Origin of the sequence: Psychroserpens sp., assembly GCF_045105015.1 — a bacterium.
Taxonomy (GTDB): domain Bacteria; phylum Bacteroidota; class Bacteroidia; order Flavobacteriales; family Flavobacteriaceae; genus Psychroserpens.
Map to the genome: position 1 here is coordinate 45716 of NZ_JBGCCX010000048.1, position 13602 is coordinate 59317.

General features: G+C 29.8%; 12 protein-coding genes. 1 reads left to right on the plus strand and 11 read right to left on the minus strand.

The features are described from left to right. Positions 1-116: 116 nt before the first annotated feature. Complete coding sequence (locus tag AB8B90_RS03930) at positions 117-761, minus strand: porin family protein (protein WP_405333845.1); 645 nt, start codon at positions 759-761, stop codon at positions 117-119. A gap of 286 nt (positions 762-1047) precedes the next feature. Here AB8B90_RS03930 and AB8B90_RS03935 point away from each other — a divergent pair, with 286 nt between their 5' ends. Next, positions 1048-2364 (plus strand): TolB family protein, encoded by a 1317-nt coding sequence (locus AB8B90_RS03935; RefSeq protein ID WP_405333847.1) that lies wholly within the window; start codon positions 1048-1050, stop codon positions 2362-2364. Between the two features lie 180 nt (positions 2365-2544). On the opposite strand, the gene AB8B90_RS03940 is transcribed toward AB8B90_RS03935, so the two are convergent. From AB8B90_RS03940 to AB8B90_RS03985, 10 genes are all read right to left on the minus strand, one after another. After that, complete coding sequence (locus AB8B90_RS03940) at positions 2545-2895, minus strand: hypothetical protein (protein WP_405333849.1); 351 nt, start codon at positions 2893-2895, stop codon at positions 2545-2547. Between the two features lie 222 nt (positions 2896-3117). Then, on the minus strand, positions 3118-5073 hold the full coding sequence (locus AB8B90_RS03945) for a T9SS type A sorting domain-containing protein (protein ID WP_405333851.1): 1956 nt from the start codon (positions 5071-5073) through the stop codon (positions 3118-3120). Between the two features lie 249 nt (positions 5074-5322). Beyond that, positions 5323-5871: an FISUMP domain-containing protein gene (locus AB8B90_RS03950; RefSeq protein WP_405333853.1), complete on the minus strand. Its 549-nt coding sequence runs from the start codon at positions 5869-5871 to the stop codon at positions 5323-5325. A gap of 96 nt (positions 5872-5967) precedes the next feature. After that, complete coding sequence (locus AB8B90_RS03955) at positions 5968-6570, minus strand: short chain dehydrogenase (protein ID WP_405333854.1); 603 nt, start codon at positions 6568-6570, stop codon at positions 5968-5970. A 235-nt stretch (positions 6571-6805) separates the two neighbouring features. Then, the gene (locus tag AB8B90_RS03960; RefSeq protein WP_405333856.1) at positions 6806-7495 is read right to left on the minus strand and encodes a hypothetical protein; all 690 of its coding nucleotides are present in this window, start codon (positions 7493-7495) and stop codon (positions 6806-6808) included. Positions 7496-7728: 233 nt separating this feature from the next. Continuing rightward, positions 7729-8457: a DUF6090 family protein gene (locus AB8B90_RS03965; protein ID WP_405333858.1), complete on the minus strand. Its 729-nt coding sequence runs from the start codon at positions 8455-8457 to the stop codon at positions 7729-7731. A 135-nt stretch (positions 8458-8592) separates the two neighbouring features. After that, the gene (locus AB8B90_RS03970; RefSeq protein WP_405333860.1) at positions 8593-9354 is read right to left on the minus strand and encodes a DUF6090 family protein; all 762 of its coding nucleotides are present in this window, start codon (positions 9352-9354) and stop codon (positions 8593-8595) included. A gap of 241 nt (positions 9355-9595) precedes the next feature. Further along, the gene (locus tag AB8B90_RS03975) at positions 9596-10141 is read right to left on the minus strand and encodes an HNH endonuclease (RefSeq protein ID WP_405333863.1); all 546 of its coding nucleotides are present in this window, start codon (positions 10139-10141) and stop codon (positions 9596-9598) included. Positions 10142-10381: 240 nt separating this feature from the next. Further along, on the minus strand, positions 10382-11881 hold the full coding sequence (locus AB8B90_RS03980) for a serine hydrolase (RefSeq protein WP_405333866.1): 1500 nt from the start codon (positions 11879-11881) through the stop codon (positions 10382-10384). Between the two features lie 306 nt (positions 11882-12187). Continuing rightward, the gene (locus AB8B90_RS03985; protein WP_405333869.1) at positions 12188-13426 is read right to left on the minus strand and encodes a serine hydrolase domain-containing protein; all 1239 of its coding nucleotides are present in this window, start codon (positions 13424-13426) and stop codon (positions 12188-12190) included. Between the last annotated feature and the right edge of the window lie 176 nt (positions 13427-13602).

A 13602-nucleotide genomic window follows, 5' to 3' on the forward strand; every position in this document is an offset into this window, starting at 1 on the left:
AAAGAGCAACTGCTATACAGTTATAATTTTTCCGTGTTTGTTTTAAATATAATTAAAAGTATGAAATTCTCTTGCTTTAACCAACATTGATTGAATATAAACATTTTTAGCGAATGTTATATGCCTATATTCCAGCCTAATATTAATTTTATGGCATTTGTTTTAACTGTTCCATTTACTTGATTTGGAACTCCACCAGTATCGATTACTCCTAAATCATTTCTTATCTCAATTATTAAGTCATTCTTTTGGTTGAGTGATATGTTAGTTCCAATTCCAGCCGAAAATCCAAAGTCAATTTTTTTCTGTTTTGTAGCGAGTCCACTATCGTTATTTGGGTAATCTTCATCGATTTTATTATTCAGTAAATAATTAAAAAACGGACCTCCATTTATAAAAAATTTCGAATTTCCGAATTCATATTTTATTAGAATGGGAATATTTATGTACTCAAATACCTCATCATAATTTTCAGTTCCAGTTTCTAGAGCTTGATTATCAAAAAATGTTAATTCTATTTTCTTGATTTTTCTTTCATAATTGACATTTGCTTTTATAGATAGATTTTCTCTTAAATAATAATCTAAAGAAATCCCAAATAAATATCCAACCTTAAAATTATTGAATTTAGCAAATTCATTTCCTCTAATATCTGGATAATTTAGTCCAATATTAATTCCAATTTTAAAATCGTTTTGAGCACTTAAATTCGTGAAGAAAAATAATAAAATTACAATTAAATAATATTTAATGATATTCATTTAGGTTTTATGGTTTTGAGTGAGTTTTAATGTTTAGCAACGTGAATGTGTATTGTTTGTTAAGTAGGCTAGTACCAAGTTAGAAAAAGAAAATGAATTAAAGTAAAATCGGTAAGATTTTCCGAGTATATACAAATTAGAAATGATTATTAGTGTTGTTGTGGTGGAGTTTTTAAAGCCTTTTTTATGTTTTGATTAATGTAAGCTTTTTGAATTTTGTGAATTTTTTGATGACATTTTATTTTTTTTACGATTCTTAATTGTATTAATCAAATTCTAAAATATTATGAAAAAAAAGATCATTCCATTAAAGTTTAAATGGGTTTTAATCATTGTTATTACATGTTTTGCAATGGGTTGTGAATCTAATGATGATAATACTATGAGTAATGATGTAGTTTTATTATCATCATCTAATTTATCGATAGATAATACCATGGCTTTAAATTCTACTGCAAATTTCAATGCGACTATTGACGGTATAGATGAAAGTCAAAATTTAGCTTATTTATGGTATTTGGAAACTTTTAGAGGAACACTTTTAATAAATGGTCAAATTGTAGAAAATGCTATTCAAACATTAGATAGTTCTATTCAGGTTCGTGGAGATAATCCAGGGTTAGAAACTATAAAAGTTGAAGTTGTTAATACCGATTCAGGAGAAGTACTTGCAGAGGACAGCTTATCATTCGAAATAGTTGAGCCAATTGATGTTGCAAGATGTTTTAATGAACCTGTTCTTTTTTTAAGAGATGGGAATTGGACTAGAGTTTTTGTGTTTGGAACTGAATCAGGTGAAACTAATGTAATAAACTCAACAACGGTAAGCGCTTTTACAGATATGTCACCTAATGGGTCTCTTTATTTAAGACAAAATCTCGATGACTTTACTAATATTGAAATTTATTTAGAATCCTGTGATCCATCTGTTGGAAGTACATTACTTGTTAATGGAGGGCAAACTGAATTACCAACATTTGGTCCAGAAGGAGTTTATGTGTATTACAGTAAAACGATTGACTATCCTGAACAAATAGAAGATCCACGTGCAAAAGAGATTGTTAGATATGATTTGCAAACTGGACAAGAAGATTTTATTACTGATACACGTGTGTTTTCTGGAGCGCCAAAAGTATCTCCAGATGGTAATTGGATTGCTTTTGAACAAGCCGAACCTCAATTTAATACTAATGGTACTTTTATTGGCTCAATAACACATTTGGCAATTATGCCAAGTGAGGGAGGTCCAGCACAATTATTATTCGAAATTGATTGGGATAACTTTCGATTAGGAGGATATGATTGGTCACCAGATTCAGATAATATTATTTTTTATATTGATGCATACACTAATAATAGTAGTTCATTTACAGAAGGTATATATAGAGTTCAACGCGCTGGAGGAAGTCCTTTTTTAATATTTACTGATGGTGCAGACACAAGTAGTTCTGCACATAATTTAGGTTATTATGATAATGGGAATCGAATTGCTATTGAAAGAGGTGGTGATATTTGGAGTATTGATGCTAATGGTAATGACTTACAATTACTTTTTGATGATGGGTTTGTAAATCTCGATTTTATATGGGAGCCAATCAATTAACAAGCATCAGTATTTAAAAAGAAGATATATAAAAAAAACTGTCTGTAGGGACAGTTTTTTTTATGACCGTAATTTTTTTACAAAATCTGGGACATATTTTTTATTTCGTATTACACCTTCAAATTCTTATTAGAGGCGAATGTATCGCAAGGTTTTAATTTTAATGTCTAAATAGTTTGATTATTTTTTGACTATGGTAGTTACAGAGAATCTATTTTTTGATAAAGTTGTGTCAATTACAAAGCTGATTTTATCTTCTGAGAAATCTGGATTATGATTTTTCCGAATTAATTTAACAATTCTTTTTCTTTCTTTAATAAATGTGGACGTATTTAAAGATTGACCTTTTCTAAACTTAGTTTTATTTATTTGATTTTCTAATAATAGTTTTACATTATTGTCTTTTATATCAAATACGACTTTATCAAATTGATAATCTTTTTTAAAACTTGTAGTTTGTTTTGTAGAGGAACAACTAGTAAGAACTCCACTAATCAATGACATTGCTAATATTAATTTAAGTATTTTCATAAGGTTATTTTTTAAGTGTTACCCAATGTGTTTGAGTATGGTTTATGCGATTTTAGCCTAAGCTCATTTTAGCTAGGATAATCAGTTTTTATCTAACGAAAAATCTTGTAAAACTATTTATTTGTTTAAAGTTAAGAATTTTAATTGAAGTTGCTATGTTAGCATCATTTACTATACACATTGTTGTTTATAGACCTTCAATTCCATAATTATGTTTTAATATCATTTCTTGACAATTTTTTTAAATATAGTTTGATGGTTAAATGATTCTATTTTTAAAAAATAAATTCCAATTGGTGCATTTATATTAATATTAAATTGATGAGATTGTTTTATATTCTTTTCAAATAAAGTTTGTCCTAAACTATTAATTAATGTGGCTTTTAGATTATTTGTGACTTCAGATAATTTGACATAAACAAGACCATTAGTTGGGTTAGGATAAATTAATAATTCAGGCAAACTAAAATCACTAACATTTAGATTAGTAATAGTGATTGAATTGTCAATACCTAAACTTTGATTAAAATATGAGCCGCTAGCAGTAGTTTTTAATTTTACAGCCTTAACTATATATTTATATGTACCATTTGTAATTAAAGTATTGTCAATAAAGTTTGTGTTAGTAACAATAGTTGAATTTAATTTCAAATAACTGCTTGCACTTTCATCTAATCTATAAATATTATACCCAAGAACATCTTCCGTACTTGCAATCCAAGATAATTCTATATTATCATTAGTATCGTTAATTAATAAATTACTTGGTGGAGAAATATAGTGCATACGCATTGTCGGATCTCCCATCAATGCTATATGAACACCTCTTGCAGAACTATTAGAAGTATATGAATAATTAAAAGAGTTATTTTGAGTTAATAAACTGCTAAACCCAATGTTATTTCCTAGCGCCATATGATGTACTTGCCAATGTGGTCTGCCTGCCCAAAAGGAATTAAGAGTTTCACCTTGAGCGATAGAAGCTCTTAAAAGATTGTTATTACTATCCCAATCACCAAAATAGCTTCCAAAAATTGCCATAAATATTGTTTTAAGTGAGTCTGATGCAAAATTTGTAGTTGTACCAATTCCATTGCAACTTGTGTATGAACCTCCTCCACATCCATAAGTCCACATGTAGCTTTCTGCTGTAGTTGCTGTTCTTAGGTCAAGTGTGTTATTAATATTTGAAGGCGTGAACATTGTTGAAAAATTACGATATCCATTTGAAGCAAAACCTTCAGAAAAAGAAGTGAAATTATCATCAATTAACCCTCTGTCTAAGGCTTCAAATTCTTTGCTTTTGTATGAGTGAGCTTTGTTTAAATATGAAATTAAAAGTTGCTCTTCACTTTGAGAAAAAGCTGGTAAACTTTCAAAATCAACTCTTCCAATTTGTAGTTCAGTAGATGAAACATAAGATACATCATATTTTCCATCTCCTGGAACATTATGGTTTCTTGATTGAGATGCTGTTGTATTATTAATACTTGAATCATTCCAAATCCCATCTACATCAGAATAAAACACGTCTGTTGGCCAAGCACCTAAGTGATTAGCATGTCCATCAGGATTTAATAAGCCAGAATATGGAACTGGAACATGACCAATAATATAAATGGCTTTAGTTTCACTTGGATTTTGATTGTAGATAGCTAATATTGAAGATTTCACAGAAGTTACTGAGTCATTTCTATTTACATTAATTTGTTCTACAATCCAGCCATCATTTTCAATATCTTTTTTTGTTTGGTTTATAGCATTATCAAAGCCTGTGTTTCCAAGATAGGTGTCTTCAACAACTAGAATTAAAACCCCTTTATTTATAACTTCAGGAAGTTCAATTGCAGTATTAATGTATCCATAAGCAGCGGTGTCACCAGTTTTTACTACTTTATATTCGTAGGAAACCCCTAAATTAATATCAGTATCAGCATAAGTAGTTTCTGTACCTTCTAGAACAGCTAAAGACATCCAAGTTTCTGTTATGTTTTGTCTTCTAAAAAGTATGTAAGATGATCCAGAGCCGTCATTTAACCAATTTATTACTATTTGCGGTGTTGGGACAGTTTGTATGGTTGCGCTAAGCTGGACTGAAATTGATTCTGATATTGTTTGACCCAAGCCTATTTGAAAAAAGCATGTAAAAACAACTAACATTTGAATCTTCTTAATCATATTTTAAGTTTTTAGAGCCTCGTATTTTTAGCTTCTATACAACGTGTTCGTGTATGAGTTATAGGTGTTTCAGTCGAAGCTCACTTTTGAGCAAGGATGAGCCAGTTTTTGACTGACGAAAAACCCGTTGGAGGAAAATTACGAGGCCAGATATGTTATATTTCTGTGAAGTAAATATACTAAATTACTTTCAATTCGTCCACTAATAAACTTGCGCAGCAATGAATTATACAAGTTTTTATTTATCGTTTATTTTTTCTCACAAACACATCTAATTGGAAACTTTCTTCTGGCATTAATGACATTGTGTGAGTGGGTTTTATTCTCAGTTGAGAATGCATGCCAATGCTTAACATGGTTATCAATTAAATCTTCATTTAGCCAAAAAGTATTTTGAATTCCAATCTTTGAATGCTTCTCGTAATCTATTCTTCCGCAAAGTTGAACATTTAAAGTATCTAAAATATTGATTTTTCCTTTTTTTTCAGCTTTAATCAAATCTTTAACTTCTTTTTCTGTAGGTAATCTCCAACCATTTGGACAAGCTTTTTTTATATCTTCATATAAATAGAAAACACCACAATTATTTTCAGAAATTAATGTGTCCTTTTTAGAATTAGTGCGATATCTTAAATTTTCCTGAAACCAAAAAAGGTTATTTAATTTAACAATTTTGTATCTATTGCCGTCTCTTACATCAGAGTAATAATTAGTTTCATTTGTAGCAACATATTCATTAACAATAAAGCTTGAAAATATAATAAAACTAGCAACTAATAAGGTTTTTTGATATTTCATTCAAATGGTGATTAATATGTACATGTGTGTTTTTCTGCAGAATTCTACCGCAGCTCAATATTAAGCTAAAATGAGCCAGATTCTAACTGGCTTTTTTTAGTCGTATATTCTAATTATTTCACCATTTCCTTTTCCTTTTACACTTCTTACATAACCATTAATAACTTTTTCCATAGGAATTGGATTGTGTCCAGGAAAGTAATCTTTATATTTTTCATAGGCATCTTCTACCATTCCAGAAGAAACAACATTGACTCTAATTCCGTTTTCAATTTCTAGGGCTACAGCTTTCACAAAACTGTGTATGCCTCCATTCACCATAGAAGCACTTGTTGTTTTAACAACTGGATCATCTGCTAAGATTCCTGTTGTTAGAGTTATTGAACCATTAGAATTCAAAAAGTTCTGTCCAATTCGAACGAGATTGACTTGTCCCATTAATTTACTTCTTAGTCCAATGTAATAATCGTCTTCTGAAAGTTTGTTAAAATCATCCCATTTGGCTTCTCCAGCAATACAGATTATGGCATCTAATGTTCCTACTTTCTCAAACATTGATTTTATAGATTCGATATCAGAAATATCAACAGTCACATCTCCATTTGTTCGTCCCGCTATTAGAACTTCGTTTTTATCTGAGAAATAGGAAACTACAGTTTTTCCAATTGTTCCATTTCCTCCAATTATTAATATTTTCATTTTCTTTGATTTTAGCTCATTGCTAATGTTTTCGTTTGTGTTTTGTAAGGATTTGAGTCGACCCTCATTTTTGAGTAAGGATGAGCCAGTTTTTTAATAGCTAAAAATCTGTTGGAGGAAAAGGAGCGAGGCTCTGACTTGTCAATTTTCCAACAAAACCATTTGTTTGTATAAAGTTAGTAATTTTAATTGGAGTTCGCGTGATAGCATTTACGATACCCATTGTTGGAAGCAGTTATTTAAATCGATTTTCATTCTTATTAAAGTAATTTTCAATATTTGGTTTCTGTTTAGTTTGTTTAAATTGAAATAGAGTATTTTCAATTGTTGTCTTATTAGTTCTAAATTGGGTTTCACTTGCAATTACAAAACTTGTGTCAGATTTTATTGTCCCATTTAATTCATATAAATAAGCTGAATTGAAAGAATCCTTGTTTGGGTTTTGCATTTCAATACTGTAAAATTGAATTTTAATATTATTATCATTGACTTTCACCAAACCTTTATTTTCAATGTTATTTGGTTTGAATCCACACATTCGTTTAGTTCTCTTAATTTCAGAATTTTGAAAGTCGAGCATTGATTCAATTGTTTTATGTGCACTTTCATAAGTGTTTTCGTAAGATTCTTTTTCGGCACAAGAATAGGTTGTGATTCCTTCAATTCCACGAATATTAACCATAAACCCGTCTTCGTAAATAAAAAATGCTGTTAAATATTTTATTTTTGTTCCATCAAACTTATCAAAACCTTTAATTACATCACGTTCTAATTCTGCAAAATAGTAACCATTTAACTTCAAAGTGTTTTTCGGAATCTGATTGTTTTTAAAATCTATCAGTTTATTCTTATGATGCGTTTTATATATTCCACAAGAATTAGCTATCAAATAAAAAATTAATAAGAGAAGTATTCTGTTTTTCAAGAGTTTGTTTTAATTGCTTACAGCGTATTCATGTATGGTTTGTGCGGATTTCAGTCAACGCTCACTTTTAAACAAGGATGAGCCAGTTTTTTGTCTGGCGAAAAATCTGATGGAGGAAAAGTTGCGAGGCTCGGACTTGCCAATTTCCATATAAAACCATTAGTTTGATTAAAGTTAGTAATTTTAATTGAAGTACTAGGTTAGTATTAATTATAAATGTTGTTGTACTTTAGTTATTTACACTTTTTATCTTTTAATAGTTCTATGGGTTTTTGTAATTCGTGTCTTAAATTAAAAAAATGTTGTCTCTGCCTAATTTGCATTCCTAAAATAAAAACAAGATTGTCTTGAAATTTTATGAAATATGGGTGATTTGGGTCGTTGGACCACTTAATATTTGGTAATAAAGCAATATGGTCCTTATCAAGCTCTTTTTTCACATATTCAATATCTTGATACCCTAATTCAGTTATTAGTTCAAAATTCGTATATCTTTTAACAATTTCATTCCGATTTTCTTTTAGTAGATTTAAAGTATTGTTCAAAAACGTACTGTACTCAATAAGTCTGTTCTTTAATTTAATATCTGTTAACAGTTTTAATTGTCCCGAAGATGTTAAATCTTCAAAAGTTATGTTACTGGGTACAGAAACATCGTGTCTTAAAGCAGCAGTAAATTTGTTCAGAATTATACTCTTATCATTTGGTATGTTGTTTAAATCTTTTATGAGCTCTTTGGTTAGTTTTATTCTGTTTGTTGTCAGCTCATAATTGTCATCAATTAACTTCTCATTGAGTTTAAAGTCATCTAAAATTCTACAGTAATAATCTGCTTCAGTAATCTTGTTTTTTCTGTTTTCATTCCAATTATTAATCTGTAGAGCAATTAAAATACCAATGACTACAAGAATAATTTCTCCAAAAGCATATTTGAGGTATTTACCTGTTTTATTCTCGCTCATAAGGTTAAAGCGTATTTTACGAAAGAATTTTATCATTGGTTGGAAGTTTCTTTAAAGTTATAATAATTATTTAATTCCGTATGTGTTAGAAATTATGAAGCAATGAACTATGCACGTTGTTGTGCTTTCGTTATTTTATTTTAATTCCTTTTCAATTAAATCCAAAACACGTTGAATATATAATTTAATATTTTCTTCATTTATAAAAACATAATATTGGTTCATATAATGGTCAAAAATAACTCCATCTACTTCAAGTGAAGTTATGAATTCCTTATAGTTTTCCTCAGGAACACTCATAGGAGTTATTTGCTTTTGTCTTAGATAATCTGGTCTATGCTGAGTGGCATCTGAGTTTCTAATAGGAATATGTTTTCTAATAATGGGTAGAAGGTGATTCAACCAATGCTCTCGTCTTATGACAACATCTTCTTTTAAATCATTTAGCTCTCCTGACCACTGACTAAGATGGATTTTAAGTGAATCACTTTGGATTAAATCCAGTTTGCCTGAACTTGTGGCTTGACTGATATATCCAATACTCGGATCGAAGGTTGCAAATGTGCTTAATTTCCCCATTAAACTGTCAATTTGTTTAGGGCTTTTTTTATGCATATCAGTTTCTAGGAAATGATATGTTGCATTTAGCATTTCAATATTTATTTTATGATCTGAATTTAATTCGTTCAGATTTTTGGTAAATTCTTGTTGTAGATTTTGAAGTAGTATTTGTTCTTCAGTTCTGTCGTCCTGATAATTTTTCCAATTATTGATACTCAAAGCAATTAAAATTCCAATGACTACAAGAATAATTTCTCCGATTGCATATTTAAAATATTTTCCAGTTTTACCTTCTGAAAGCAAGTTTTGTCTAATTTTTCTAAAGAATTTTATCATTGGTTAGCGGTTTCTGATAATGAAGCACGACGTGTTTTTGTATGGTTTGTGGGATTTCAGTCGAAGCTCACTTTTGAGCAAGGATGAGCCAGTTTTTGTATGGCGAAAAATCCGTTGGAGGAAAATAACAAGGCTTTGACTTGCCAATTTTCCGATAGAACCATTAGTTTGTTTAAAGTTAGTAATTTAAATTGAAGTTCATGCGCTAGTATGAATTATACAGGTTGTTACCCAACGTTTTTTATTCCGTTACAGAGCTCCAATTTTCACCTGTTTTTATTCTATGAATTTGCATATCAGATACACCAAACCGTTTTGCAATCATTTTAATTCTGGTTCTATTATTCTTTAATTGTCTTTTGATGATTTTTACTTTTCCTTCGTCTAATTTTCCGATATTTTTATTTCTTCTTTTTACAATTCCTTCCCAATTTGGGTTGTTAAATTGGTGAATTTCTTTCTCTCTTTTTGTAGCCCACTTTAAATTTTCAATACGATTATCTGTTTTGTCATAATTCAAATGTATTACACATATCCCATCTTTTTTTTCAAGAAAATGTTCAGCAATAAGTTTATGCACATATCTACTTGTATGTTTTCCGTTTTCTTTTTGTATGAGAGGTAAATTTTGATAACCGTTTATGTAATATTTTTTAACAAGAAATTCTTTATTTGTTTTGCAATTTATAATTCTCCCGTAATTCGATATTTTAAATTTTTCGTTTTCAGAAATTTTAGTATCAAATTCAATCTCTTTCCATTCTTCATTCCAATAATCTCTTATCATTTTCGATTTTTTTTGTAATGTTGTGTAACGTGTTCGTGTATGGTTTTTTTGGGATTTCAGCCGTAGCTCACTTTCGAGCAAGGATGGGCCAGTTTTTATCTGGCGAAAAATCCGTTGGAGGAAAAGGAGCAAGGCTTTTACTTGCCAATTTTCCGATGAACTAAATATACAAAAAACGAGTTTAACTCGGTTACTTATGCACTTGCGAAGCAATTAATTGTACACGTTGTTAGCCTTAGTTTATTTTTCGATGTTCAATAGTGCAATTTTAGCTTTTTCATATTCAGGGTTGATTTCTAAACATTTATAATAGCATAATTTAGCTGTAATTGTATCTCCAAGATTTAAGTTTGCATTTCCTAGTAATCTCCAGGAATAAGTGGATTTCGGATTTAATGTGTTATAAAATTCTAAAATTTCTTTTGATTGAAATGGTTTAGAGTTATTAATTATCGCACCAGTTGTTAAGATGTCATCTGAGTTTGTAAAATAAACATCAGTAGTATCTGTTTTTAAAACATTCCAAAATTCTTTAGCTTTTTCTATTCCTTGTTTTTTATAAACATCAGTAAATTGATATTTAGCCGAAACTTCATACTTCTTCAGTGGTTCTCCAAATATAGCTTCAGATGCCGCATTTACGATTCTTCCAGTTCTTGAAAAATCTCTATTTGATAAAATAGATATTGAAATTTCATCTTCAGGAAATATATATGACATTGCCTCAAAACCTGTATCACTTCCAGTATGCATTATTATTGGGCGATTCAAATAAGATTGTAAAAACCAGCCTAGTCCAATATTATCTCCCCAAGGTGTTTTTTGTTTTGGAGATACTACCATGTTAAAATATTTTTCATCAATTATTGTTTTACCATCAATATTGCCTTGGTTTATATGCAATTGTCCCCATTTGCACATATCAAGTATACTAGTAACAATTCCTGAACTAGGAAAAACTCTTTCATTATATGGATAAGGAGATATAGTTTGGGTTTCTAATCCATGTGAATGTGCATTAACCCAATCTAAAGGCAAGGAATCTATTGGTTTCTTCATTGAGGTATGTTGCATGCCAACAGGTTTAAAAATAACTTTTTCTAAATACTTATGAAACGGCATGCCACTTACACGACTAATTACAATTCCTAATATATCGAAAGCTGAATTACTATAACTAAATTTTGTACCTGGTTCAAAATCTAATTCAAGCTTCTGTACAATCTTAATATTTTCATCTAAAGCACTATTCCCGTATGATGAATCAATCCAATCATCTGTTTTTATATTGCGTGGAATTCCAGATGTATGAGTGAGAATATGTTTTATAGTTATATTGTTATATCCTTCTCCTTTCATTTTAAATTCAGGTATGTAATCAATTAATAAATCATCTAAATTTATTTTGTTTTCCTGAATGAGTTTGGCAACTGCCAATGCACTAAATGGTTTAGAAACAGATGCTAAATGAAATTGTGAGTTTAAATTAACTTTTAGACCTTGATCAATGTCAGCATAACCAAAAGTTCTTGCATAAATAATTTCTTCTCCTTTAGTTATTCCAATTGCTAATCCAGCAGAGTTATCAGTAAGTTTTCGAAGCTCTTGAACATAAGGTGTTAATATACTATCTAAATAATGTCCTGTCTCTCCGTTTATTATTGTGTTATTTAGTTGAGTTTCGTTAGAATTGCATCCAAATAAAAGCAACGAAACGATAGCTGTTATAAATAATTTCATAGAAAATTAGTTTTCTTAAATTAAAGTAACATTGTTAATCACATATTTAAAGAGGAATAAATTATTTAATTGTTACAGTTTTGTAGATTAAGGCTAACATGTTCGTATATGGTTTGTGCGGATTTCAGCCGAAGCTCACTTTTAAGCAAGGATGAGCCGTTTACGGCGAAAAATCCTATAGAGGAAAAGGAGCTAGGCTTTGACTTACCAATTTTCCGATAAAACCATTAGTTTGTTTAAAGTTAGTAATTTTAATTGAAGTTGATGCGCTAGCATTAACTATACACGTTGTTGGCAATTGGCTTTTTAGTTCATTTTGTCTTTGTATTCCAATGTGTTTTTCCATACATCTTTTAATACAGGTATAACTTCATCTTTGTAATCGATGTCAGTATTTGACATTATAATTGTTCCGATTTTTGTTTCTGGATTAAAATACATAATTGCAAACGAGCCAAAATCCGAACCATTGTGACCTATAAATAGTTCATTAGAATCAATAAAGTCGTTGTTATATTCAACAAAAAGTCCAAGATTAATTCTACCATTTTCGTTTAATTGGTTTTCAAATTGTTTCTTAAAATACTCGGTATAACTTTCCTTATTTAGTAGTGTTCCCTTACCGTCAAATCCTTTCATAAGTTCAGATAGAAACTTCCCTAAATCTTCACTTGAAGTAAATAATCCACCATTTGGATAAGTAATTGCAGTATAATCAGCAATTTTTTGACCTTTATAAAGATAAAATTTTGAACGCTTAAGAGAATCTAATGCTTTAATCGACCAGCCAGAATCGTTCATATTTAATGGATTTAGAATATATTTTTTAGTAAAATCTGTATATGCCATTCCAGTAGCTTCTGCAATTACTAAACCGCATAAATCTGCTCCAAAATTTGTGTATTCAAATTCTGTACTTGGTTTATTCTCGGAAAACATTTTTTGGGTATACCATTTACCATCTTTTGAAAGACAAGCTCGTAAAAAATCTTTTAGAGGAATTCTTTTGTCAGATTTTTGAAAATGAGTGAAAGCGGTTTCTTCCTCTTCGTTTACTTCATCGTTTTCGAGAATAAATGCTTTTAAATAATTTTCTTCATCATCAACTATGGATGATGTATGTGTTGCTAAGTGCCTTATGGTAATTGGAATGTCAGGATAATTAGGATTTATTACTTCAAATGGCAGATAATTATTTATTGGGTCATCCAAATTTAGTTTTCCCAATTCTTGAGCTTTCAATAAGGATATGCCGATTAAAGTTTTTGCAATCGAACCTATATTCTGAATGGTATTCGTTTTATATTCCTTATTATTTTTGGAATCAGAATATCCAAACCCTTTATTATAAATCACACTGTCTTTATCGATAATAGCTACTGAAAAACCAACTATTTCACCATCTTTATTTGAATTCTCTAATTTTGTAGTTAACGTGTTTTTTACAGATGAAAAATCTTTTTTTGATTTGTTAGATTTTTCAGTTTGTTGTTTGCAAGAAATCATCGCAAAAGTCAGAAATAAAATTAGAATAGATTTGTTCATTTGTTAGTCGTTTTATTTATAGTTCGGATGTATCTTTAGCTTGTTGCCAACGTGTTCGTATATGGTTTGTGCGGATTTCAGCCGAAGCTCACTTTTAAGTAAGGATGAGCCGTTTACGGCGAAAAATCCTATAGAGGAAAAGGAGCAAGGCTTTGACTTGCCAATTTTCCGATAAA